This is a genomic window from Sphingomonas sp. Leaf208 (assembly GCF_001421415.1).
Classification (GTDB): Bacteria; Pseudomonadota; Alphaproteobacteria; order Sphingomonadales; family Sphingomonadaceae; genus Sphingomonas.
Genome location: NZ_LMKH01000001.1, coordinates 134,457 through 160,409, shown reverse-complemented (window position 1 = coordinate 160,409; position 25,953 = coordinate 134,457). Strand labels below are relative to the sequence as shown.

17 protein-coding genes are annotated in these 25,953 nt (G+C 64.2%); 13 read left to right on the top strand and 4 right to left on the bottom strand.

The window, feature by feature from the left end:
• Positions 1-29: 29 nt before the first annotated feature.
• Positions 30-287, top strand: a complete 258-nt coding sequence (locus tag ASE69_RS00620) for a hypothetical protein (RefSeq protein ID WP_056482890.1) — start codon at positions 30-32, stop codon at positions 285-287.
• Here ASE69_RS00620 and ASE69_RS00615 read toward each other — a convergent pair.
• Positions 284-1,039 carry a DUF72 domain-containing protein gene (locus ASE69_RS00615; protein WP_056481497.1) on the bottom strand — a complete coding sequence of 252 codons (756 nt, stop codon included), beginning with the start codon at positions 1,037-1,039 and terminating at the stop codon, positions 284-286. The two genes, ASE69_RS00620 and ASE69_RS00615, sit on opposite strands and share 4 nt — an antisense overlap.
• Positions 1,040-1,136: 97 nt before the next feature.
• Positions 1,137-2,252, bottom strand: coding sequence for a Gfo/Idh/MocA family protein (locus ASE69_RS00610; RefSeq protein WP_056481494.1), 1,116 nt, complete (start codon positions 2,250-2,252; stop codon positions 1,137-1,139).
• A 185-nt stretch (positions 2,253-2,437) separates the two neighbouring features.
• On the opposite strand from ASE69_RS00610, the gene ASE69_RS00605 reads away from it, so the two are divergent.
• The 3 genes from ASE69_RS00605 (at position 2,438) to ASE69_RS00595 (ending at position 5,795) form a co-directional block, all read left to right on the top strand.
• Positions 2,438-3,418, top strand: coding sequence for an aldo/keto reductase (locus tag ASE69_RS00605; RefSeq protein WP_056481490.1), 981 nt, complete (start codon positions 2,438-2,440; stop codon positions 3,416-3,418).
• 103 nt (positions 3,419-3,521) lie between these two features.
• Positions 3,522-4,715 carry a DUF2252 family protein gene (locus tag ASE69_RS00600; protein ID WP_056481487.1) on the top strand — a complete coding sequence of 398 codons (1,194 nt, stop codon included), beginning with the start codon at positions 3,522-3,524 and terminating at the stop codon, positions 4,713-4,715.
• 120 nt (positions 4,716-4,835) lie between these two features.
• Complete coding sequence (locus ASE69_RS00595; protein ID WP_056481486.1) at positions 4,836-5,795, top strand: glycoside hydrolase family 43 protein; 960 nt, start codon at positions 4,836-4,838, stop codon at positions 5,793-5,795.
• Between the two features lie 19 nt (positions 5,796-5,814).
• Here ASE69_RS00595 and ASE69_RS00590 read toward each other — a convergent pair whose 3' ends face one another.
• Both ASE69_RS00590 and ASE69_RS00585 read right to left on the bottom strand, forming a co-directional pair.
• The gene (locus ASE69_RS00590) at positions 5,815-6,828 is read right to left on the bottom strand and encodes a zinc-dependent alcohol dehydrogenase family protein (protein ID WP_056481485.1); all 1,014 of its coding nucleotides are present in this window, start codon (positions 6,826-6,828) and stop codon (positions 5,815-5,817) included.
• 34 nt (positions 6,829-6,862) lie between these two features.
• Entirely contained in the window at positions 6,863-8,065 is a 1,203-nt protein-coding gene (locus ASE69_RS00585) for an MFS transporter (protein WP_235517865.1), read from the bottom strand.
• A gap of 105 nt (positions 8,066-8,170) precedes the next feature.
• Here ASE69_RS00585 and ASE69_RS00580 point away from each other — a divergent pair, with 105 nt between their 5' ends.
• The 9 genes from ASE69_RS00580 (at position 8,171) to ASE69_RS00540 (ending at position 25,905) form a co-directional block, all read left to right on the top strand.
• Positions 8,171-8,797 (top strand): TetR/AcrR family transcriptional regulator, encoded by a 627-nt coding sequence (locus tag ASE69_RS00580; protein ID WP_056481478.1) that lies wholly within the window; start codon positions 8,171-8,173, stop codon positions 8,795-8,797.
• A gap of 199 nt (positions 8,798-8,996) precedes the next feature.
• On the top strand, positions 8,997-9,947 hold the full coding sequence (locus ASE69_RS00575) for an alpha/beta hydrolase (RefSeq protein ID WP_056481475.1): 951 nt from the start codon (positions 8,997-8,999) through the stop codon (positions 9,945-9,947).
• Positions 9,948-10,100: 153 nt separating this feature from the next.
• Complete coding sequence (locus ASE69_RS00570; protein WP_056481472.1) at positions 10,101-11,384, top strand: DEAD/DEAH box helicase; 1,284 nt, start codon at positions 10,101-10,103, stop codon at positions 11,382-11,384.
• Between the two features lie 390 nt (positions 11,385-11,774).
• Positions 11,775-15,110 (top strand): autotransporter domain-containing protein, encoded by a 3,336-nt coding sequence (locus tag ASE69_RS00565; RefSeq protein WP_162236818.1) that lies wholly within the window; start codon positions 11,775-11,777, stop codon positions 15,108-15,110.
• A gap of 745 nt (positions 15,111-15,855) precedes the next feature.
• Positions 15,856-18,648: a TonB-dependent receptor gene (locus tag ASE69_RS00560; RefSeq protein ID WP_056481468.1), complete on the top strand. Its 2,793-nt coding sequence runs from the start codon at positions 15,856-15,858 to the stop codon at positions 18,646-18,648.
• A 662-nt stretch (positions 18,649-19,310) separates the two neighbouring features.
• Positions 19,311-22,502: a TonB-dependent receptor gene (locus ASE69_RS00555; RefSeq protein WP_082452748.1), complete on the top strand. Its 3,192-nt coding sequence runs from the start codon at positions 19,311-19,313 to the stop codon at positions 22,500-22,502.
• Positions 22,503-22,633: 131 nt separating this feature from the next.
• Positions 22,634-23,353, top strand: coding sequence for a SapC family protein (locus ASE69_RS00550; protein ID WP_056481466.1), 720 nt, complete (start codon positions 22,634-22,636; stop codon positions 23,351-23,353).
• A 5-nt stretch (positions 23,354-23,358) separates the two neighbouring features.
• A complete protein-coding gene (locus ASE69_RS00545) occupies positions 23,359-24,390 on the top strand; it encodes a cupin-like domain-containing protein (protein ID WP_056482885.1) in 1,032 nt (343 codons plus the stop codon).
• A 9-nt stretch (positions 24,391-24,399) separates the two neighbouring features.
• Positions 24,400-25,905: a tryptophan halogenase family protein gene (locus ASE69_RS00540; RefSeq protein ID WP_056481464.1), complete on the top strand. Its 1,506-nt coding sequence runs from the start codon at positions 24,400-24,402 to the stop codon at positions 25,903-25,905.
• The last annotated feature ends 48 nt before the right edge of the window (positions 25,906-25,953 follow it).

Below are 25,953 nucleotides of genomic sequence, written 5' to 3'. Positions count from 1 at the left end.
GTGTCGGGTCGCACGGAGAAAACCGCTTGATGTCGGACGAGTATGCGCATGGCCGGCGAGACGGGTTGCGGCTGGCGCTGGCGATCTTGGCCGCAGAAGAGGCCAAATGGGCGGCGTTGCTGGGCGAAAGTGCATCCTGGCGGACCAACGCCACGCGTGAGGTGCGGCACAAGACGCTCCAGGTCGCGCAAACGCGCGTCCAGACCGTGCTGAACCGGCTTTCTCCCAAGGACGATACTGCGTCGAATGCGGAATTGTCCGCCGCGCTGGCGAAGATCGGGTTTTAGCCCGCCCTGCCGTCCGACGATGCGCCGACCAGTTCGGTCAACTGAAGCGCATCACCCAGCGCCGCAGAGGCGGCCGTGTTGTCGAACATGCACCATGCCGGGCGCCCCGCTGCGCGGTCCTCGGCAATCAAGCGCGCATAGTCGCGTAGGCGGTCGCGCCCGTACGCGGTTCGGTACATGTCCGGCGACCCGTGCAGCCGGTAATAAGTGAGCCCGCGCCAACCACCCGACCGTGCCGCCGCCGGGACCCGGGCGGGATCGGCAGCGACCCGTGCTACTTTTTGGGCCGCTAACAGGCTGTCGACATCGGGCTCGAACCAGCTGGCGTGGCGCGGTTCACACACGATGCTGGTGTCGGTTCGTTCGCCGACGTCCGCAAGAAAGCGGGTGACCGTCGCATGATCGAAGACGAGGCTTGGCGGTAGTTGCAGGAGGAGGAGCGCAAGCTTGCCACTCAGGCCGGACACCTCGTCGAGAAAGCGATCGAGCGGCGCGGCGGCGTCGTGCAGGCGAAGATCGTGGCTGATCGACTTGGGTATCTTTGCCGCGAACCGGAAATCGTCGGGAACGCTGGCGGCCCATCGAGCCCAGGTCGATTGCCGGTGTGGCCGGTGGAAGGACGAGTTCACTTCGACCCCGTGCATCACGGCCGCGTAACGCTGTAGCGCGGTGCCCGTTTCCGGAAAGTTCGGCCGATCCGCGGCCGGTATGCTCCAGCCGGCGGTGCCGATCACGCAGGTCGAGTCAGTCACCGGAAAACGACCTTCGCGGAAGCACCACGGCAATCGCCCGGCATCCATCCCCTGCCCCGCTATTCATCGCGGAGAAAGAGACGGACGCCGGCCTCGATCATGCCGATTGGGGGATGATGCTGATCATCTCGTCCTCGCTGGGTTCCTTCGCCGGCTTGAGCTTGAGCGCCTGGTCCGGTTCGACATGGCGGCTTCGCGAAGCGGGTTCGAGCGTCACGGTCTCGCCGGTGTCGAGCGATCGCTCGATCGCGGCCAGGACACGCATGTCGAACAGGCCTTCCTCGCCGTCGGCTTCGGGATGGAGATCCTCGAGGATGCAGTTCGAGAAATACTGCGTCTCGTTGCCAAACTGTTCGACCGGATCGAAGCTGTGCGTCTTGCTGCCGGCGCTGGTCTTCTCGACATAGGTGATGCCGATCTTCGGCCCGAACATGAAGGCGGGCGACGCGTGGATGCTCGCCTTCGTGCCGACGAGCTCGAAGAACTCGGCCGATGCAGTGGCGTAGCTGACGCTGAACTGCGCGACGCGTTCATCGGGGAAGCGCAGCGTGACCGCCACGGTGTCGTGGAAGTTGAAGCCGCGCCCGGGGGTCTTTGTACCGATCGCGTGCACGGCGATGGGTTCCTGCCCAAACAGGTTGCGCACCGCGTTCAGCGGGTACGTCCCCATGTCCGGCACCGGACCGCCCCAGTAACCGTTGTGACCGCGCGAATTGGCCTCAGCGACATTCTGCGCGAACACCGAGACGAAGCTGCGCAACTCGCCGAACTCGCCGTTGCGGGCGCGCGTGATCATCTCGACCGTGCCCGGTTCGTTGTGGAGGCGATAGGCGATCATCAGCTTGGCGCCGCCCTTCTTCTGCGCGGCGATGATCTGTTCGGCTTCGGCGACGCTGGACGCCATCGGCTTTTCGAGCAGGACGTGGATGCCCGCTTCGAGCGCCGGAACCGCGTATTGCAGATGGAGGAAGTTCGGCGTCGCGACATAGACGGCGTCGATCTCGCCCGACTTGAGCAGTTCGTCATACTGTTCGTACGACCACGCCTTAATACCGTAGAGCTTGGCGAGCTTGTCCGCCTTGACCGGATCGCCCGTGACCAGCGCAGCGAGTTCCGAGTTGTCGGTGCGACCGATGCCCGGCATGAATGCCTGCTGAGAGATTTGGCCACCGCCGACGACGGCATAGCGCACCTTCTTCTTGTGTCCGAACATATCGGTCCTTCGGTGTAGTTTGGGAATGCAGGGCGAACGACGGACGACCATGATCGTTGCATTCTTCGCGCGTTTGCCGCGTACGTCGAGCTCCGCGACGCTGCGTTTCCGCAATCGCGCCGATCATACCGGACCGCATCGCGGTGCCGTTCGTTCGGCACGTGAACCTCTGAGGTAGACGAACCATGGACTACACCAAACTCGGCAGCACCGGCCTGGACGTTTCGCGGTTGTGCCTGGGCTGCATGACCTACGGCATCCCCGATCGCGGCAATCACGCGTGGACGCTCGACGAGGAAACCAGTCGGCCGATCCTGCGCGCCGCGGTCGAGGCGGGGATCAACTTCTTCGACACCGCCAACGTCTATTCGGATGGCACGTCGGAGGAGATCGTCGGTCGTGCGCTCAAGGACTTCACCCGCCGCGACGAAGTGGTGATCGCGACCAAGGTGCACGGGCGGATGCGTCCGGGCCCGAACGGCGCCGGTCTCAGCCGGAAGGCGATCATGGCCGAGATCGATGCCAGCCTCACACGGCTCGGCACCGACTATGTCGATCTCTACCAGATACACCGGTTCGATTACGACGTGCCGATCGAGGAAACGCTGGAGGCGCTGCATGACGTCGTAAAGGCAGGCAAGGCGCGATACATCGGTGCGTCGTCGATGTTCGCGTGGCAGTTCGCGACGATGCTGCACGTCAGCGAGGCGAATGGCTGGACGCGGTTCGCGACGATGCAGGATTATCTGAACCTGTTGTACCGCGAGGAAGAACGCGAGATGCTGCCACTGTGCGAGGGCGAAGGGGTCGGCGTGATCCCCTGGAGCCCGCTCGCCCGCGGACGCCTGACGCGCGACTGGGACCAGACCACCGGACGTTCGCAGACCGACGAGTTCGGCAAGACGCTGTACGCGCATACCGTCGAGGCGGACCGCAAGGTGGTGGAGACGGTCGCGACGATCGCCAAGGAACGCGACGTGCCTAGGGCACAGGTGGCGCTCGCTTGGGTGCTGGCGAAACCGGAGGTATCCGCGCCGATCATCGGGGCGTCGAAGACCGCGCATCTCGACGATGCGATCGCGGCGCTCGAACTGGGCCTTACCGACCGCGAGATCGCGCGGCTGGAGGAACCCTATGTCCCGCATGCGGTCGTCGGCTTTTCGTAAGCGATCTGCGGCCGGCTACCGTTGAGTTGGCCGCATCAAGTCCACCGAGCGTAACGAGCATATTCTGCCCGACGGACCGCCCGTCGCGGCATAAAGGACTGATATGACGAAACCGACACTGGCCGAGCGACCGGCTATCTTGGCCGCCAAGCGCCAGCTTAAGATGGCGCGCTCGACCCATGCCTATGTCAGGGGCAACACGGCCAAGTTCTACGAATGGCTCGACGAGTCTTCCGCGTCGCGACGCGTTCCGCAGGGGCCGGCGATCTGGATCTGCGGCGACTGCCATCTCGGTAACCTCGGCCCGATCAACGATGGTGGCGGGCGGATCGCCATCCAGATCCGCGACCTCGACCAAGCGGTGATCGGCAATCCGGCGCACGACCTGATCCGCCTCGGCCTGTCGCTCGCGACTGCGGCGCGAGGTTCCGACCTGCCCGGCGTGACGACCGCGCACATGATCGAGGAGATGGTCACCGGCTATGCCAGCGCGATGGCCGATCCCGCGAGCAACGATGCGGGCCCCGAGCCCGAGGCGGTCCGCAGCGTCAAGCGTCGCGCGCTGGGACGCCGCTGGCGGCATCTCGCCAAGGAGCGGTTCGCGACGCAGGAGCCAATGATCCCGCTCGGCGACAAGTTCTGGCCGCTGGAGCAATCCGAACGCGATGCGCTCGCCGAACTGGTCACCGAGCCGGACGTCGCCACCCTGGTTCTCTCGCTGGACGCGAAGGACCGGGACCGGACCGTCCGGCTGGTCGACGCCGCCTACTGGATGAAGGGATGCAGTTCGCTTGGGCTGCTGCGGTTTGCGGCTCTGGTCGGGTTGAAGAACGCGAAGGGGCGATCGGACTACGCGCTGATCGACCTGAAGGAAGCGACGACACCGATCGCGCCTGCCGCAAAGGGTGCGAAAATGCCGGCCGACCAGGCGGCGCGCGTCGTCGAGGCTGCGCGCGCGCTGTCTCCTCATCTCGGTAGCCGGATGGTCGCGGCGCGTGCGCTCGATCGGTCGCTGTTCGTTCGCGAACTGTCGCCGCAGGACCTGAAGCTGGAGGTCGAGCAGTTCAGCGCGGGACAGGCCGTAAAGGCGGCGCGGTATCTCGCCTTCGTTGTCGGCAAGGCGCACGCACGCCAGATGGATACGGACACGCGTCACGAATGGGCGAGCGTGCTCGATGCGGACCGTCGCGGCGCGATCGATGCGCCGAACTGGCTGTGGGAGAGCGTCGTGTCCTTGGCGGGAAGCCATGAGGCGGGATATCTGGAACATTGCCGCCAGTACGCAATGCGGGCGTGATCCGAGGTAGGGCTATGCCCGCCCCGAGGTGCTCCAAATGCTGCGTGCTTTACATGGCCGATCCAGCTGTCACACTGATCGCTGAACTCGGGCGCGTGCGCCGTATCGGAGCATTCGACCATGGACTTCATCGACCGGCGTACGGCCCTTACCGGTATCGGTGCGGCGATCGGGTGTGCCGCCCTGCCCGTCTCCGCACGTCCGGCGCCGGACGACGTGTTCCTGCTCAGCTACTTCACCGACCAGGATGAGGGGCGCGAGGGGCTCAAGCTCGCCCGCAGCGACGATGGGTATGTCTTTCGCGCGCTGGGCAATGGTCGTGGCTTCCTGACGCCGATGGTCGGCGAGAACAGGCTGATGCGCGATCCCAACCTGTTGCAGGGACCGAACGGGCTCTGGCATCTCGTCTGGACGAGCGATTGGTTCGGCCCCGTCATCGGTCACGCCACGTCGCGCGACCTGATGCACTGGTCGCCGCAACAGACCATTCCGGTGATGAAAGGCTTTGTCGGCGCCCGTAACAGCTGGGCGCCCGAGGCGATTTACGATCGCGCGCGGGGCGACTTCGTCCTCATGTGGTCGAGCAGCATCGACGGCCGTTTCGGGGCGACTGCGGGCGAAAAGTTCGCGGGGATCAAGCTGCGTCCTTATTATACGCGCACCAAGGATTTCCGTACGTTCACGCCGACCAAGTTGTTGTTCGATCCGGGTACCGACTCGATCGACTTCACCTGGCTGAGGCTGGCCGACGGCGGGTTGCGACTAATCTACAAGGACGAGACGCACGACACCGAAACGCGGCGGTGGCTGGTCAGCCGGTCCGCGGCCTCGCCGACCGGTCCGTTCGGGCCAGTCAGCGCGCCGTTCACCAAACCGATGACGGAGGGGCCGACGGCGATACGGCTCGGCGACCGCTACATGGTCTATTACGACGTGTACGAGCAGCATCGGTTCGGTGGCGCCTCGACCACGGACTTCGTCCACTGGACCGATGAAAGCGCGCGCATCCGGTTTCCCGAGAACGCGCGCCACGGCACGGTCGTGCGCGTACCTCGCGCCTTTGCCGACAAGATCGCGTGATGCCGGCGATCAGGCGCGGTCAGAACGCGATCATCACCTTGCCGAGATGCCCGGCGGCGGCGAAGTAGCGGACGGCTTCCGGCGCGTCGTCGAAGGGAAAGGTCCGGTCGACCACCGTCGTCATCCCGTCCGCCACCATCGCGTCGAGCAGGTCGTCGAACATCGCGCGGCTGCCGTTGGCGATACCGCGGATCGTCACGTTCTTGATGATGAGCGACAGATAGTCGGGGATCGCCGGTCCCTCACCCGGCGACACGCCGACGACGGTGATCCGCGCGTTTGCCGCGGCCGCTGCGATCGACTGGCCCAGCGTATCGACGCCGCCGGTTTCGATCACGATGTCGGCGCCCTTGCCGTCCGTCTTGGCAATCACCTCGGCTGCCCAATCGGGGGAGGTCCGGTAGTTGACAATGATGTCCGCGCCGAGCGTCCGCGCCGTCTCGAGTTTCGCATCCTGGGACGAGGTGATCGCGACGCGCGCACCGCGTGCCTTGGCGATCTTCAGCGCGGCAAGCGAGACGCTGCCGGTGCCGAGGCACAGGACGGTGTCGCCAGCCTTTACGTGGCAGATCTCGACCAACGCGTTCCAGGCCGTCAACGCCGCCGACGCGAGTCCGGCGACGTCTGCGTCGGCCAATGCATCCGGGACCCGGATCAGCGCCGCCGCTGGCAGGACGATGCGCTCGGCCAGCCAGCCGTCGTGCGTGATGCCGATATCGTGCGCGAAGACGTCCGACCGGAACGCGCCGTCCAGCCAACTCGCGAAATGGCCGCAGACGACGCGGTCGCCGATTGCGACTTCGGTCACGCCCTCCCCGATCGCGACGACCTCGCCGACGCCTTCGGACATCGGGATCCGGGTCTCGGGCTGGCGAGGACCATAGGTGCCGCGCAACAGCTGCACGTCGCGGCTGATGAGGCCGACGAGACGCGGTGCGACCAGCGCCTCGCCGGGGCCGGCAACTGGGTCCGGCCGGGTCGTTGCGACGAGCGCGTCGATGCCGTCCTGCGCGCCGACTTGATAGGCTTTCATCGAAATCTCCTGAGTTAGCTGCGCGACCGGCGCATCAATCGAATGCCCGTGGACCGGGCTTGAAGGCGTAACGGTGGGCGCGTGATGCGATTACGAGCGCCAGCAACGTCGGCGCCAGCACGGCCCAAGCGAGCGAACCCGCGCCGAGATGGTCGAGCATCACGCCGCCGACGATCCCGCCCGCGGCGATCGCGCCGTTCCACGTCGTCGTCAGCATCGCGTTCGCAAGATCGACGCCCTCGCCCGCAGCATCGGCCAGCGCGGTCTGGAGCTGCGTTGCGGCACCGCCGAACGACAGGCCCCACAGGATCGTCGCCGCGATCGTCACGACGGGGCTGGCTGCAAACAGCCCGAGCGCGAGCGACACCGCCGCGAACACCGTCAGGCTCACGAGTACCAATGGCCGCAACGCCCGATCGACCAGCACGCCCGTCACCCAGATCCCGACCAGCGCGGCAACGCCGAACCCGAGCAGTAGCAGGTCGAGCCGGCCTTGCACGCCCGACAATGCGGCAACCGGCGCGATGTAGGTATAGAGGATGTTGTGCGCGGTGATCCACGCGAACAGCGTGACGAGCACGGTGCGTACGCCGCGCGTGCGGAAGACGCGCGCGATCGACAGTCGCTGTTCCGCCGGCTGTCCGGGGAAATCCGGCACCTGCCACAGCACCCAGCCGATCAGGACCAGCGTCGTGATCGACATCAGCCCGAACGCCATGCGCCAGCCGAGCGTGGTGCCCAGCATCGCCCCCAGCGGAACGCCGATCGACAGAGCCAACGGCGTACCGACCATCGCGATCGCCAGCGCCTTGCCGCGCAAAGGGGCGACGACCATCCGCCGCGCATAGCCGGCGATGATCCCCCAGCCGAGCCCCGCCGCGACGCCGCCCATGAACCGCGCGACCAGCGTCAGCGCGTAGGAGGTCGACACCGCGGTAAAGCAGTTGAAGATCAGGAACCCGACGATCGCAACCAGCAGCGTCGGCTTGCGACGCCAGCCTTGCGTGTACAGCGTGAGCGGGATCGCCGCGAGCAGCGACCCGACCGCATACACAGTGACCGTCTGCCCCGCGAGGGACTCCGATACGTCCAGCCCCGCTGCCATGTGCGGCAATAGACCGGCGGGCAGCGTCTCGGTCAGGATCGCGGTGAAGCCGGTCATCGCCAGCGCCAGCAAGGCTGAGATCGGCAGCGTCTCGCTCGCGCCGGCGTCGGTCGGAATAGGGTTTGGACGCACGGAATACTCACTTCTGGATCGACTGGTCCAGTGCAGTCGACGACCGAACGCGGCTTGTCAACGAATAATGGATCGATTAGTCCACAACGTCAGGAGCGGAGACTTATGGCACGGAGCGGACGACCGCGCGGTTTCGACCGGGATGCGGCGCTGGACAGCGCGATGCACTTGTTCTGGGAGCACGGGTATGAGGGCGCGTCGCTGCTGACGCTGCGCCACGCGATGGGCGACATCTCGTCGGCAAGTTTCTACGCAGCGTTCGGCTCGAAGGAAGCGCTCTACCGGGAAGCGCTGACGCGGTACCTGGACCGGCATGGCAGCATCATCGACGCGCTCGATGACGAACGGCTGCCGCCCCGCGCGCGGCTCGAACAAGCATTGATCGCGTCGGTTGCGGTACAAACCGACGTCGCGCATCCCACTGGCTGCATGGTCACGCTGTCGGCGATGATCTCGTCCGAAGCCAGTGCGTCGACGCGCGCGCTGACGCGGATCGAGCGCGATGCCACACGGCAAGCGTTGCGTCGGTGTATTACCGCTGGCGTGAACGCAGGCGATCTCGACCCCGGTGCCGATGTCGCAGGGCTGGTCGCGCTGTACGACGGATTGGTGCTCGGTATCTCGATCCAGGCGCGCGACGGCATACCTGCGGAAACGATCTGCGCCGCAATCAGACACGCGATGGCGGCGTGGGACCTGCACCGATCCGCTCCCAGCAACTACGGCAAATGACGGGCTGGTACGGCGCTCGCACCAGGCGTTCCGACAAGCACGCGTCCGTCGTATGGACCGCCTTGACCTAACCCATTCGCGGCTAATGACGCTACGCTACCGCAGCGAGTGTGGCGGATGTCCGAGGGCGCGATCGATTACCCCGTCTATCTTGCCGATCCCCGTGTGGTAGAACCGCTGCGACGATTGGGGAACGGCGATGCGGACGATCATCATGGCGACGATGTTGCTGGCGCTGGCATCGGGTACCACGTCGGTAGCTGCCGTCAGGGTGGCCGACGCCGCGGCTCAAACTTCGTTGACGCACGGCAGGGTCGAGGGCCCGTTCGAGCTTCACTCACGGGTCTATCCGGGCACGGTCAGGCGCTATTGGGTGTATGTGCCAGCAGGCTACGACGGGTCGAGGCCACCCAATCTGCTGCTGTTCCAGGATGGCCAGCGCGCGGTCAACCCGGAAGGGTCGCTGAGGCTTCCTGCGGTTCTCGATGCGTTGATCGAGCAGAAGGAGATTCCGCAGACGCTGGGCGTGTTCGTCACGCCGGGGAATGTCTCCGTCTGGTATCCAGATACGCTCGGCATGCAGAACCCGGACCATCGGCCGGAGGAATATGACGCGGTTTCCGACGCCTATGCCCGGATGACACTGGACGAGTTGCTGCCCGCCGTGGCGCGGCGATGGCGATTTTCGGCGGATCCGAAGCGGCGCGCGATCGGCGGCACGTCGAGTGGTGCGATCGCCGCATGGACGGTCGCATGGCGCCATCCGGACGCGTTCGGCAACGTCATAAGCTTCATCGGCAGCTATACCTCGATCGGCATGAAACTTGGTCCGGACGGAACGCCGCTGGCCTATGGCGGGGATACCTATCCCGGCCTGATCCGGAAGAGCGCGATCCGCCCCTTGCGCGTCTTTCTTCAGGACGGACGCAACGACTTGGACAACGAACACGGCAACTGGTTTCTCGCGAACCAGCAGATGCTGAAAGCGCTCGAATGGGCCAATGCGCATGCGGACGCGGAAAAGCACGCGGGGCCGCGATACGACATCAACCATGCCTGGACCGAAGGTATGCATTCGGATGCCGATGGCGGATCGATCCTGCCTGACGTGCTGCGCTGGATCTGGCGGGATCAGCAACCCGGCCGATGACGCTGCGGTCGGGTTGGGGCAGTGCTTCCCCGCGACCACCCGCGCCTCGCTTTCAACATTGACGCAGTGCAGCATCACACCTACCAGCCCGCGCTCACAAGATGCTTGCCTACTCGGCGCAGTTTAGCTCAGCGCTGGAGGCGCCGCGTGACCATGACCATGACCTTTGCCGATCTCTGCCTCGCGCCGTTTTTGCTGCAGGCGCTAGCTGAGGAAGGCTACGCCCACCCTACCCCGATCCAGGCGCAGTCGATCCCGATGCTGCTGCAGGGACGCGACATGCTTGGCATGGCGCAGACCGGCACGGGCAAGACCGCCGCCTTCGCGCTGCCGCTGCTCCACCGCCTCGCTGCCGACCCCCGCCCTGCACCCAAGGGCGGCGCGCGCATCCTGGTACTCGCGCCGACGCGTGAACTCGTGTCGCAGATCGCTGCCGGGTTCGAGAGCTTCGGTCGTCATCTGAAGCCGAGCGTGATGACGATCTTCGGCGGCGTCAGCCAGTTCCATCAGGTCAAGGCGCTCGAAGCCGGGGTCGACATCATCGTCGCCGCACCGGGTCGCCTGCTCGATCTGGTCGATCAGGGGCTCTGCGACCTGTCGCAACTCGAGGCGCTGGTACTCGACGAAGCCGACCAGATGCTCGACATGGGCTTTGCCAAGCCGATCGAGCGGCTCGTCGCGACGCTGCCGACGGATCGCCACACGTTGCTGTTCTCGGCGACCATGCCGACGTCGATCGCGGCGCTGGCCGAGAGCCTGCTGCGCGATCCGGCGAAGGTCGAGATCGCCCCGCCGTCGACCACCGTCGACCGGATCGACCAGTCGGTGATGTTCCTCGATGCGACCGACAAGAAAGCGGCGCTGCTGGCACTGCTCAAGACCCCCAACATGGGTCAGGCGGTCGTCTTCACGTTGCAGAAGAACATCGCCAACGACGTCTGCGCGTTCATCGGCGAGGCGGGCATCACCGCCGAGGCGCTCCACGGCAACAAGTCGCAGGGCCAGCGCGAGCGTGTGCTCGACGCCTTCCGCGCCGGTACCGTCCAGGTGCTCGTCGCGACCGATATCGCGGCGCGCGGAATCGACGTCGATACCGTGACGCACGTGTTCAACCACGACCTGCCCAGCCTCCCGGAAAGCTATGTCCACCGGATCGGCCGCACCGGTCGCGCCGGTCGCAGCGGGTTCGCGATCACGCTGTGCGATGCCGAGCAGCGCGCCTGGCTGCACGACGTCGAGCGCGAGATCGGTCGGACCCTGACCGTCCAGGACGATCACGAATGGCACTGCGAAGTGGCGCGCCATTCGACCAAGCGCGCCCCCGTGCTGGGTGGCGGTCCGGTCAAGCAGGTCAAGCCGGCGAAGGCACCGCGCGAGCGGAAGGTCTGGACCGATGAAGAGAAGCTCGCCGCACGGATGGCCGCGAAGGCCGCCTGATGGCGCTCCGCCGTTCGACGAGGGTGCGATGCCCCTCGTCGAACGGCGAGACGGTCTTGGTTAGACGGGCGTAACGCGTTCGCGGCACGTCCAACGCGGCATCCTAGCGTGGCCAATCCCGCCATGACTTGAGGGTCTGATGCGAGCGTCCGATGCCCATCGGGCAGTTTTCGCCGCACTGCGGAAGATAAACTGAGCGCCGCAAGCACCCACTCTGGCGGCCCTCGCTCTGACACAGTTTGCATGATGTCGGACTTATCGTCCAGCAACCTGACCGCCCAAGCGATCATTCCGCGACCCCCGTCTTTATGACGCACCTGCAACATAAGTCGCATAAAACCGTCGCCGCACGATGCCATGCCCCGCTTCGAAACGCGTAAGGGGAATGGTGTGTCTTTAAGTAAATTCATGGTCTGTGCAGCGTCGGCAACGATGCTGACGCCGCTGTCGATCGCGGCGCAGACGATCCCGACATCGCCACCGGTCAACTACGTCAACGAGAGCAATCCGGCGATCGGCAGCATCGTTCCGAAGCTACTCGACAGCTATGTGAAGCTGATCCGCGACCATCCCGAAGTGATGGTGCAGAACTACAAGACCGTTGTCACGATGACCAACGCACGCACGCCGAGCCAGACCCTCGCGGCGATCCACGACGATCGCACCAATCAGGCGTACAGCATCCTGAATGGCCTGGGCGCGCTGACCGACCTTTACATGGCGGGCGCCGGTGCCTCGACCAGCGGGTCGGCGCCGAACACGCTTACCCCGACCAGCTATGCGACCGCGACGCTCGCGGACTATGTCGCCAATATCAATCTCGGCAACAGCTTCAGCCCCGGCGCCGAGAAGTTCGGCAACGGTACCGCCACGCCGCTGGCCGCCGCGGTCGCGTTCATCAACAACACGGTCCGCGCGAGTTCGTCGACCGAGCCCGCGAAGCGGACGTTCGCGCGGTATCAGGGCGAGAACCCACCGATCGATCCGCTCGACCCACGGTTCGCCAACTACAACGTCAACACCAATCGCGGCGCGCTGACGCTGGCGGACACCGCGGCGATCATCGTGCCGTCGTATTTGTCGAGCTTCACCACGCCGACACCCTATGCCTCCACGACGCAGTGGGTACGCGGGTTCGTCGTGACGGCGGACATGGTTGCGGCAAATGGCGGCAAGCCGATCACCGCACCCAATTTCGGCACGTTTGATTCCGCGGGCAAGTTCACCGCGGCGACGTTCAAGGTCGGTGAGTATGTTCCCGGCATCGGTGCCTCGCCGCGACCTTACCGCGTGACGACCGACGTCAACGTACCGACGCCGATGCTTCAGATCATCAACTCGTCCAACCCCTATGCGGACGGCGCCTATCCGAGCGGGCATACCAATTCGGGCATGCTGCAAGCGCTGGGCACGGCGTTCCTGATCCCGCAGCAAGGGCAGGAATTGCTCGCGCGCGCAGCGGACTTGGGCACCAATCGCATCCTCGCCGGGATGCATTCGCCGCTCGACATCATGGGTGCGCGGATCGAGGCGACGGCGCTGTCGGCGACGAATATCTACGCTGCCTTGTATGACGCGAAGGGCATTCGCCTCGACTGGACCAACCCCGCCAACGCCAGCGCGTATGCTGTCTACCAGGCCTATACCCAGACCCAGTCGTATCTAGCGTCGGCCTGCGGCACCGCGACCGTGACGGCATGCATCGCCGCTGCCAACGCGTCCGGCGCAACCGCCGCCGATCCGTACGCCAACGTCGCGCAGAACAAGGCAACGTACCTTGCCGAGATGACCTACGGCTTCGCGCCGGTCGGTCCGGTCAAGGCGATGACGGCCGCGGACGTGCCGGTGCAGGCGCAAGTGCTGCTGCTGACGCGGTTCGGGTATCTGACCGATGCACAGCGGACCGAGATCCTCGCGACCACCGCCCTCCCCTCGGGCTATCCCGTGCTTACCGGCAACACGCTGGACGGATGGGGCCAGCTGAACCTCTATGCCGCGAACGACGGCTATGGCGCGTTCAACGGCCAGGTCGCGGTGACGATGGACGCCGCGCAAGGTGGCTATGCGGCCGCCGACAGCTGGGGCAACGATATCGGCGGAACCGGCGGGCTGACCAAGAACGGCACCGGCAGCCTGACCCTGACGGGGAAGAACAGCTATGCCGGCCCGACGATCGTCAATGGCGGCGCGCTGGCCATCACCGGTTCGATCGTCTCGGCGACGACCGTCAACACCGGGGCCGTCTTTGGTGGCACGGGTAGCACCGGCGCCGTCACGGTCAACAGCGGTGGTACGCTGGTGCCGGGCATGGGAACCACGCCGGGCACGCTGACGATCAACGGTCCGCTCACGCTCGCCAGTGGTGCGACGCTGGTGCAGACGGTATCGCCTACGCTTGCCAGCCGCACGGTCGTATCCGGCGCGGCTAAGCTCGACGGCACCGTGCGCGTCCAGGGTTCGGTCGGCACGCTACCGGTCACGCGCATCACTTTGGTCACGGCAGCCGGTGGGGTTTCGGGCAGCTTCGCCAACGTCACGGGTGTTCCCGCCAACCTGCGCGGCGTGCTCGACTATTCGACGACGGCGGCAAGCCTGAACCTCAACCGGACCGATATCGACTATCGCGCACTCGGGGTTACCGCGAACCAGCAACGCGTCGCGGCGGCGCTGACGAGTGCGGTGCCGTTGGCGAGCGGTGCCGGTGCGGCAACGTTACTCAATACGGTCTATGCCACGGGTCAGGGCTCGGCGGCGGCGGGTACTGCAGCGCTCGACACCCTGTCGGGTGAAGGCCTTGCTGATGCAAACAGCGCGGCCTTGTTTGCCGGGCGGGTATTCGGCGATGCCGTGACCGATCAGCAGCGTGCGGTCCTGACCGACACCCAGATGCACCTCTGGGGCGGGCCGCTGGGTGGTCGGGAATGGACTGATGGCCGGGACGGCGACGGTACGGTCGATCGTCGCAGCAACAGCTGGGGCGGCGTGATCGGGCTCGACGGCGAGGTCTCGACCGGGTGGCGTGCCGGTTTCGTCGCGGGCGGGCTCGATACCCGTTTCAACACCGCGGCGCGCGCGACCAAGGGCAAGGCGTCGAGCTATCACGTCTCGGCCTACACCTCGTATGCGCTGCCGACGGGCACGTATGTTCTCGGGTCGCTGGGCTATGGCCATTATGCGATCCGTACGACGCGGACTGCGGGCGGGATCGGCAGAGTCGCCAGCGAAACCGAGATCGCACGGTACGACGCCGCGGAGTTGCGCCTGCGCGGCGAAATCGGTCAGCGCATCGCAGTCCAGTCGTTCGACCTGACGCCGTTCGTCGCGGTGGAATATGCGCGTCTCTACACCGATGCGTTCGCAGAGCGCGGCAGTGTGCTGGCGTTGCAGGCGGGCAAGCAGACCACGACGTCGCTCCCGGTGAATGTCGGGTTGCGGATGGATGGCAGCGTGCCGTTCGGGAACGGCCTCGCGCTGCGGCCGATGATCGAAGCGAGCTACCTCCACGAGTTCCGCCGCGACCGCGATATCGGAGTCGATTTTGTCGCGCTGGCCGATCCCTCGTTCACGATCGCAGGCGCTCGACCTTCGCAAAGCGCGTTCGTCGGCAAGGCCGGACTCCAACTGCCGCTGGCCTCCGCGCTGGTCCTCTACGCCACGGGAACCGGCGTGTTGTCCTCGCAACAGCGATCCTATGCCGGCAACGTCGGCGTGAGGATCAACTTCTGAGACGTTAGAACGAACGAACGAACGATCGGTCGGCCGGGCGAAGACGCGCGGATGATCGCCACTGGCGAGGTGTTTCGATGGAACACCTCGCCAGTTTGCTGCAGCTGGCACTCTACATGATCGGCGGGCCCGCGAACGAGTCGGAGACGATCGGCGGGCGCGATCGTTCGGCATAGATTGCCGATCAGCGACGCTGGATCTCGCCTGCCTTCCAACCCAAACCACGACCGAACTCGAATTTTCGACATCAAGTCGCACGCGATCCGCAGCGCATCGTCATACGCAGATCACGGATGGTCGCATTTCGGACCAATCGATCTAGCCGAACAGGCGCGATTCCATAAGCTGCCCACACTCGCCGGATGACTAACCCGGCGGTTTTTTGAGTTCGGCAGCCGGATGGACAATGCGGACGACGGACGCCGCTTGCTGTATGCTATAGATTGGTAAGGTCGTTCTGTAGTGGCATTTTGAGATTGCCGGGTCACCTGTGCCAGCTTCAAATCTAATCAGTCGACGCGGCGCATCGCTATCTCATGGTGATCGCAAGTTTTGCGGGGCCATAAGCCGACGCGAAACTGTAATTTTCCGATAGCGTCAGGAATTAGATTGGTTATATATTACCAATACCACGCTGCGATGACAGTGCCCTTTAGAGGTCCGGCCAGTGAGGTGAGTCGAGCGATACGGGCAGGACCGTGTCGAAGGGTGACGCTGCGGCGTCGATGGGAAGGGGCTTTTGACGATGGTTTTTCGTAAGCAGGTTTTGCTCGCATCCGGTGCGGCGATATTCGGTCTGGTACCAGTTTTCGCGCAACCCGTTCTCGCGCAGTCGGCGCCCGCGCCATCGTCCGCCCCCGCCGCCACCGCGCCCCAGGGCGATCCCGTAGCGGACGGCGCTGATACGGACATCGTCGTCACCGGCATCCGCGGCAGCCTGCGCAGCGCGATTGCAGTCAAGCGCAACGCCAACGCGATCGTCGATGTCATCAGCGCCGAGGCGATCGGCAAGTTCCCCGACCGCAACGTTGCCGAATCCCTCTCGCACGTTCCAGGCGTCAGCATCGATCGTCGCTTCGGCGAGGGCGAGAAGGTCGCGATCCACGGCACCGATCCGGCGCTCAACCGCATGCTGCTCGACGGTCACGCGGTCGCCTCGGCGGACTGGGGCGGCAACGACAATGACCCGACCAGCCGTACCTTCAACTATTCGCTGCTCGCGCCCGAACTCGTCGAGCGCCTCGAAGTCTACAAGTCGCCCGAGCCTCGCATCGAGGAAGGCAGCATTGGCGGCACCGTCATCGTCCGCACGCGCCGTCCACTCGACACGCCCGCCAATTCGATCTTCGCATCGGGCGGCTATTCGTACAACGACCGCGCCGACAAGGGAAACGTCCGCGCGTCAGGCCTGTACAGCTGGCATAACGAGGGTGGCACCTTCGGCGTGCTCGGTGCCGTCACCTACGACAAGCAGAGCCTGACGCGGTCGGGTGTCGAATTCTTCGGATTCGAGAATGCCGGCAGCCGATTTTTCCAGGCCAACACCGACGGGAGCCTCGTCCGCGATGCGAGCGGTCAGCCTGTCCTGAAGAACCCGGGTGCGACCGTGACCGGCGGCACGCGTCAGGATCTCGCCAACGCGGTGTCGCCGTTCGGCATCAACTACGCGTATTTCACGCAGGAGCGAAAGCGCATCAGCTATGTCGGCACGGTCCAGGCCAAGCCGACCGACGACATCACGCTGACGCTCAACGGGCTGCACATCGACGGCAACTACAACAACAGCAGCCAGTCGATGTACGTCATTCCCGGCGCATGGAGCGGCGACGTTCTCCAGTCGGCGACGGTCGCGAACGGCGTCGTCACCAATGCGAGCTTCGGCGCAGCCTCGGCCGGCAGCCAGAGCGCGCAGCTCGACCTGCTGATCCGCAAGACCAAGCTGACCACCGACAACCTCAACTTCGTCGCCGAGTGGGAAGGTCCCGGCGGCGCGACCGTGTCGGCGACCGGCGGCTGGAGCAAGGCGATCGGCGGGCGCAATCCCGAATATCTGCTCGATGTGCGGACCGACCTTCCGTACAGCTATGGCTTCACGTCGGACAGCGCGAACGTCGATTACGTTGGCGACCTGACCAACCCGGCCAATTACCGCCGCAGCAACAGTCCGCAGCTGCAGACGATCGACGGCGCGCCGGTGATCGTCAACGGCACGCAGCTGAATGCGGCGCGCGCGGGCGGCATCGATTTCTCCAAGACGATCGATCGCGATTACTACGCCGGCTATGACGCAGTCATTCCGTTCGAGGCGGGGCCGTTCAAGGAAATCCGCATCGGCGGCAAGTTCACCGATCACCGCAACCGCCTGAACGCGAGCGGCTTTAACAACTACTCGACGTCGAACTACACGTTGGCGAGCCTGGGCGTCGACACGATGACGACGCCAAACGGTACGTTCGACGGCACCGGCGGCACCGGCAACGCGACCAAGTACATCAACCTGTCGCAGCAGACCGTGATCGACATCCTCGCGAACTCGATCAACATCCCCGTCGCAAAGCCCACCGCATCGTACATCGTCGACGAGACGGTCGCGGCGAACTACGTCCAGCTGAACTTCGACCAGAGCGGCTTCCGCGGCAACATCGGTGGACGCCTCGTCTATACCAAGAACGTGTCGAACTATGCCGACCAGGTCTCCGGCACCGACGGCAGCCTGCCGACGATCGTGCCGCAGCGGGTCGAGAACGACTATCTGAAGTTCCTGCCAAGCCTGAACGTCGCGTACGAAGCGGGCACGCACCTGATCTTCCGCGGCAGCGTCGCCAAGGTGATCGCCCGTCCGCGCTACGAACAGCTCGGCGGATCGGTCGGTCGCAACGACATCACGCTCGATGCGAGCGGCGGCAATCCGAACCTGAAGCCGTACCAGTCGACCAACTACGAACTGTCGGCGGAATATTATCCGCGCGAGGGGACGCTGTTGTCGCTCGAACTGTTCCGCCGCGAGGTGAAGGACTACATCCTCAACGGCCTGAGCCGCCAGACGTTCTTCAACGAGCTGACGCAGAGCAACGCGTCCTATCTCGTGTCGCAGCCGCTCAACGGCGGCAAGGCGAACGTCAACGGTGCGCTGGTCTCGGCACAGGGTGAGATCTGGCACGGCTTCGGCCTGCAGGCGAACTACTCCTACGCCGAGAGCTCGACCGACGAGGGGCTGAACCTTCCCTATCTGTCGAAGCACACCGTCAACGTGATCCCGTATTACGAGAACGGACCGTTCCAGGCGCGCCTGAGCTATAACTACCGCTCGTCGTATTTTCGCGCGATCGGTCGCCTGAACTCGATCGACATGGTCGCGCCGTACAGCCAGCTCGACTTCTCGGCAGGCTTCAACCTGACCAAGGCGATCACGCTGACGGTCAACGCGCAGAACCTGCTCGACTCGACTTACACCCAGTATAGCGGCTCGCGCGATCGCCCGACCGCGTTCTACAAGAACGGCCGCACGTACGTCGCGTCGGTATCGTTCCGGATGTAAACCACGGAAGGCGCGCCACGATGGCGCGCCTTGCCGAACTGAGCGGTGACTGCGACTAGCCTGCCGCACGCCTTTACAGGCGAACCGCTAGCACCCCTCACCTTCCGTCATCGATTGAATCGCGCGTTGGTGGTCCCTTTAAGTCGCTTCTGTCGCAAGGACAGGTATCGCTTACGATCGGGATCATATGCCCGTTATCCAACTGCACGAATCTACTTCAAGTTCACTCGCCTCGCTTTGAAGTCGACGTACATGTCTATAGGTATGCCATGGCGATATTGGATCAATTGGGTAATAATGGCTGACCTTAAAGACCGGCATTCCGGGATAGTTGGACTTTCCAGCGCTTGTCCTCCGCACACTGCCCGCACACTATCGTAATAGTGCTTAATTTATCACAGCCGAGACAGATTCCATTAGGTTCATTACTGATGAAATCGGTACGGAATATCCAAGCGCAGCAACCCGATCAGGTAAACCCCTGTAAATAATGGTATTCCATGAGGGCTGTTCGCAACGTCGGCCGATCAACTTCTGACGGACCGTACACGTCTACTTCCCTCCCGGTTGACACCCGCGCCCCTCATGGTAGCCCTATCATACACGGCAACGACCGTGTGCAATCCGGCCTGATCAGGGCGGCCGGGAATGGGGGAGGATTTATGAAGAAATTTTCGCGCACGCTCGCGCATTCGGTATCGACCATCGCGGTCGTGACCGGGCTGGCAGCTTCCAGCACTGCGATCGCGCAGACGAACACTGTTGCGACCGGCCAGAGCACTCAGACGACGACCGTGCAGCAGACCGCACCCGACGCGGCGCCCGCGACTAGCACGCTCGACGAAGGGACGGCCGGTCCGGCCAACGAGATCGTCGTTACCGGCATCCGCGCCAGTCTCAATCGCGCGATCGACATCAAGCGTAATTCCGCGGGCGTCGTCGATGCCATCTCGGCCGAGGATATCGGCAAGTTCCCCGATACCAACCTCGCGGAATCGCTACAGCGGATCACCGGCGTGTCGATCACCCGCGCCAATGGCGAAGGCTCGCAGGTCGCGGTCCGCGGCTTTAGCGGCGGCTTCAACCTCGTGACGCTGAACGGTCGTCAGCTGGCGTCGACCAGCATCGATACCAGCACGGGCAACGCCTTCGCGGTCGGCACGGGCCGCTCGTTCGATTTCCAGAACCTAGCGTCCGAAGGCGTCGCCACGCTGGAAGTCTACAAGACCGGCCGGGCGAACATTCCGACGGGCGGCATCGGCGCCGCGATCAACGTCGTCACCCGCCGACCGCTCGACGCGCGCGAAGACGGCCTGTCGGGCTCGATTGGCGCCAAGGCACTGTACGACAGCTCGGTCGAGAATGCGGAGGCCAATCTGAAGAAGGTCACGCCCGAACTCTCTGGCCTGATCAACTGGAAGAATCCAAGCGAAACCTTTGGCGTCAACGTCTTCGGCAGCTATCAGTTACGCGAGTCGACATCGATCCAGTCGAATCCGAACTATTGGAATATCGTCCCGCTGGCCGATTTCTTGAATACGGCGGGTGCGTACATTACGCCGACGACGAATATCACGAACCGTCCTACTACGCAGTACGTGCAAATTCCGAACGACAGCCGCTATCAGTTCTCCGAGAACCGCCGCGAGCGCATCAACGGTCAGGCCAACATCCAGTTCAAGCCTACGGATCGGCTGGAGATCACGATCGATGGTCTGTATGCGCGCAACAAGTTGAGCGACGAGCGTAGCGAGCAGACCAACTGGTTCCAGCGGCCGTTCAGTGACGTAACCTTCGACGACAACAAGAAGATGCAGACTGCGATCATCTTGGCCGAGGCTAAACAGGCGGATAAGGGGTACGAGCAGCAGCGGTTCGCCACGAAGACCGAGCTGTACTCGGTTGGTGGGAACATCAAGTGGAACTTCACCGACGTGCTGTCGCTGAAGCTTGATGCAAACCATTCGAAGTCGACCACGAATCCGGACAATGCGAACGGCACGTCGGCGACGACGATCTCGATCGGCGCTCCGGTTCGCGCTACGCACAAAGTCGACTTTAGCAGCGGCTTCCCACAGCAGTCGGAAACTCTGAACGATTGCAACGCGACCAACGGCGGCCGTGGTGGCAATTGCAACAACATCCTCGACATCGGCGACTTGGGCACGCAGGTCGCGCGTCGGATCTTCTCCAAGCAGGAGTCGAGGGTCAACCAGTTCAGTGGCGAACTGGGCTGGGATCTCGGCAACGATAGCCGTTTCGTGGTCGGCAGCAACTATGTCGATGCAACGACCCGCTCGGCCAGTTCCAATAACCAGCAGATCCTCGGCGACTGGAGCATCACGGACACTGGCCGCGTCCAAGAGCTCGCCGGCGATCTCATCAAGACCTATTGCATGACCTGCAAGTTCGACAAGTATAACCCGAACTCGACCGGATCGGCGCTGGTCGCGTTTCGTGGCGATGCGGTCGACCTGCTGGACATTTTCTCACCCTATTATGCGAAGCTGGGACGCCCCGACGCCTTGCAGGGTTCGTCGGACGACACCGTCGGCGAGAAAAACCTGGCGGTCTATGGCCAGATGGCCTGGGGCGGTGACATTGGCGGACGCCGTGCAAACGCGCTGATCGGCGTTCGCTACGAACGGACCCGGGTCAAGTCGGTCGGTCTTCAGTCGATCCCGACGGCTTTGGCCTGGCAATCGGACAATGACTTCACGGTGATCGGCGGACCTCCGGGCGCCGCGGTGATCGTGAAGTCGAAGTACGACAACCTGCTGCCGTCGCTCGACTTCAATATCGAAGTGCTCGACAACGTCATGGCGCGCACCTCGTTCAGCCGTACGCTGGCCCGGGCGGACTATGGCAATTTGTTCGCATCCGTGACGGCAAACGCTCCAAACCGTCCGACAGCACTCGGTGCGGCCCCGGCCCCCGCCACGCGCCAGGATCCAGCGCTGTTGCCGCTGATCTCGGACAATTTCGACGTATCGCTCGAGTGGTATTACAAGCCCACGAGTTTCGTCTCGGTCGGCTTCTTCAACAAGAACGTGCGCAACTTTGTCGGCAACCAGATAACCAACGGTAACCTGTTCGGGCTGCGCGACCCGGGTTCAGGCGCGCCAGGATCGCGGTCGGGTATTGCGCAGGCCTACCTCAGGAACAATGGGATTACCCAGACCGATCGAAATCTGTTCGCCTACGCGGCGCTGCTGCAGCAGAATGGCGGCAATCAGGCGGCGGCGACGGCGGCCTTCCGCGGCGCGCTCAATCCCGCCACGGGCGAAATCAGTGATGCGGTCTACAATCCCCTCGCCCTTGCGGTCGATCTTGTCGGGGACGCCAATGATCCGCTCGTGAACTTCGCAATCAGCGGGCCGGTCAACAACAAGGAAGGCAATATCCACGGCTTCGAAGTCGCCTGGACCAACTTCTTCGGTCAGACCGGCTTCGGTTTCGCGGTTTCGTACACGAAGGTCAGTGGCGACGTGAACGTGGATCCCTATGCCGATCCGAACGTCAACATCTTCGCGCTGAGCGGTTTGGGCGACAGCGCCAACTTGACGGCAATCTACGACAAGGGCGGTATCTCGGCTCGCGTCTCGTACAACTGGCGCGACAAGTATCTCGCGGCTACGAACCAAGGCGGCAATCGCAATCCGCTGTTCACCGCCGCGTTCGGTACCTTGGACGGCAGCATAAGCTACGACGTCACGAAGGCGTTCTCGGTCTCGCTCGAAGCGGTCAACCTGACCAGCGAACCGTTCCGCCAATATGCCCGCACCGAGACGAACCTAGTGTATGTGCAGGAACTCAAGCCACGCTATTATCTCGGCGCGCGCTATCGTTTCTGATGACGGCGGGAGTGGATCTTGGTCCACTCCCGACCCCACGAAGAAGGCCGCCGCCGTGCCGTGCAACGGCCTTTTCCTTTGTCGGTCGCCGTCGCGCTGATAAGCGTGAGGCAACAACAGGACCGGAGCGGATGAATCCCGTACAGATCAACAACGTCGACCATGCCGATTTACGCGTAAGCCCGCGGGCGGGCGCCGCATTCGGCGACGCGGCCAATCAGACGCTGATATTCCCCGCAGAGTTCGAGGCGGTGCAGCGCGAATTCGCCATCATATTCCGCCGCCGTGACGAGGGATTGCAGGCCTATGCCCTGTTGGGTCTGGACCGCGACGAGAACCTGTTCCTGTCCGGCGATTATTGGACAAGCCGCTATGTGCCCGCCAGTCACCAGCGCGGCCCCTTCTCGATCGGGATGGTCCGGGGCTCTGGGGACGATGTCAGCGAGCCGATGCTGCACGTCGATCTCGACGACGGGCGCGTCGGCGATAGTGCCGGCCTTCCGCTGTTCCTGGAACATGGCGGCAACACGCCGTACCTGGAACATATCACCGGCGTGCTCCGCCTGCTGTACGAGGGACTGGAGACCGCGCCGGCTGCCTATACCGCGCTTGACGAGGCTGGCCTGCTCACGCCGGTAACGCTCACCGTCGATGTCAGCGAAGAACGTCGCTATACCATAGCCGACGTGCTGGTCGTCGACCTCGAGCATCTAGCTGGTCTCAAAGGCGAGCCACTCGAGCGGCTCCATGGATCGGGCGTGCTGCGTCTCGCCATCCTGGCCGCAGCGTCGCTTGGCAACATCCAGCAATTGATTGCGCGCAAGCAATCTCTGCTGAGCCAGAACGGTTGATCACAGTGGCAGGTATCACGCGCCGTACGCGTGCCATCGATGGCGCGAGCGCGATCAGCGTGCCGATCGCCGACCTGATCGCCGATGGCGTTCCGGTGATCCTGCGCGGGATCGGCAGCCACTTGCCGCTGGTGGCTGTCGGGCTGGAAGGTGCGGAGCCCGCAATGACGTGGCTCAAGCAGTTCGACGGTGGCCGTCCCGTCACGGCGTACGTCGGCGATCCGGCGATCGGCGGCCGCTTCGGGTATTCCGACGACTGCACCGCGCTGAACTTCAAACGAGAGAGCGGCTCGCTGTCCGGCTATCTCGACCAGCTTCTTGCCGGGGTCGGCGATCCGGAAGCCCCTGCCATCTATATCGGCTCGACCGACATCGATCTGTACCTGCCTGGCCTTCGCGCGCAGGCGGCGCTGCCGTTCGGCGACCCACAACTCGCCCAGAACCCACCGCTGGTCAGCATCTGGATCGGCAATCGTACCACCGCCTCGACGCATTACGACATGTCGAACAATCTGGCGTGCTGCATCGTCGGCCGACGACGCTTCACGCTGTTCCCGCCGGACCAGGTCGCCAACCTCTACCCCGGACCGTTGGAGCCGACGCCGGCCGGACAGGTGGTCAGCATGGTCGACCTCCGCGCACCGGATCTCGACCGATACCCGCACTTTGCGGAGGCGTTGGCGGATGCCGAGGTCGCGGAACTCGAGCCGGGCGACGTGCTGCTCTACCCGGCGTTGTGGTGGCATAATGTCGAGGCGCTGGACCCTTTCAACGTGATGATCAACTATTGGTGGAACGCGGTGCCACGGTTCATGGATACGCCCATGAATACCCTGCTTCACGGCCTGTTGTCGTTGCGCGATCGGCCTGATCACGAAAAGCAGGCATGGCGCGCGATGTTCGACCATTATGTCTTCGGCCCTGCTGATCAGGCCAGGGAGCACCTGCCCGAGCACGCACATGGCGAACTCGCGCCGCTGGATGCGATGTCGGCACGCCGGTTGCGCGCCAAGATCCTCCAGCGCATCAACCGATAGGAGCCGAACATGGCCGAGCAGCGCATCAGGAAAGTCGTCATCGCCGGCGGTGGTACCGCGGGCTGGCTCGCCGCCGCCGCCTTGTCGCGACAATTGGGGCAACTGCTCGACATTACGCTGGTCGAATCGGAAGAGATCGGCACCATCGGCGTCGGCGAAGCGACGATCCCGACGATGCGCGCGTTCCACACGATCCTGGGCCTCGACGAACGCGAGTTCATGCGCGCGACGAAGGCGACGTTCAAGCTCGGCATCTCGTTCGAGAACTGGGCACGCGACGGCGATCGCTACATCCATTCGTTCGGCGACATCGGCAAATCGACCTGGATGGGCGACTTCCACCATTTCTGGCTTGCCGCAAAGGCCGATGGGAATTCGAGCGAGATCGGCGACTATTGCCTGGAACTTCAGGCGGCCAAAGCGGAGCGGTTCGCGCTCCCCTCCGAGGGCCAGATCAACTACGCCTATCATCTCGACGCCGGCCTGTACGCCCGCTTCCTGCGCGCGCGCAGCGAGGCGAATGGGTTGAAACGGATCGAGGGGCGGATCGCCAGCGTCGATCGCGACGGTGAGACCGGCTTCATCCGCGCGCTCGTCCTCGAGTCCGGCGAGCGCGTCGAGGGCGACCTGTTCATCGACTGCACCGGCTTTCGCGGGCTGCTGATCGAGGGCACCTACGCCGCCGGATACGAGGATTGGTCGCACTGGCTGCCCACCAACAGCGCGCTGGCCGTGCAGACGGCCGCGGCGGGCCCGGCGCATCCGTACACGCGCGCGATAGCGCATGACGCGGGCTGGCGCTGGCGTATCCCGTTGCAGCACCGCGTTGGTAACGGGCTGGTCTATGCCAGCGATCATCTGTCGGACGACGAGGCCCATGCACGGTTGCTCGCCACCATCGACGGCACGCCGCTTACCGAGCCGCGGCTGATCCGGTTCCGCACGGGTCGCCGGCGACAGGTATGGATGGGGAACTGCGTCGCGCTCAGCCTTGCCAGCGGGTTCGTCGAACCGCTCGAGTCGACCAGCATCCATCTTATCATGACGGGCATTACGCGGCTGATGCAGACCTTCCCGTTCGGCGGAATCGCACCCGCGCTGGTCAAGCGGTACAATGATCAGGCGCAGGCCGAGCTCGAGCGCGTCCGCGACTTTATCATCCTCCATTACCACCTGAACGAACGTCCCGAACCCTTCTGGGCGGCGCGCCGGGACATGCCGATCCCGGACACGCTCGTGGAGCGCATCGCGCTCTTCACCGAGGGCGCGCAGGCGTATCAGGGCGGCGATGACCTGTTCCGTGTCGCCAGCTGGGTGCAGGTGATGCTCGGCCAGCGCCTGACCCCGCGCGACCACCACCGCCTAGGCAGCATCATGGGTGGCCCGCAACTGGCTGGCGTCTTGACCAATATTCGCAGCACGATCGCAGACGCAGTCGCAGGCATGCCGACGCACCAGCAGTTCCTGGAGCGCTACCTTGCAGCTCCGGGCACCGCCCCGGCCAGGGTGCGATAGGTCGCGTCGAACGCCACGATGATACATTCGGCAAGCGGACGATGACGC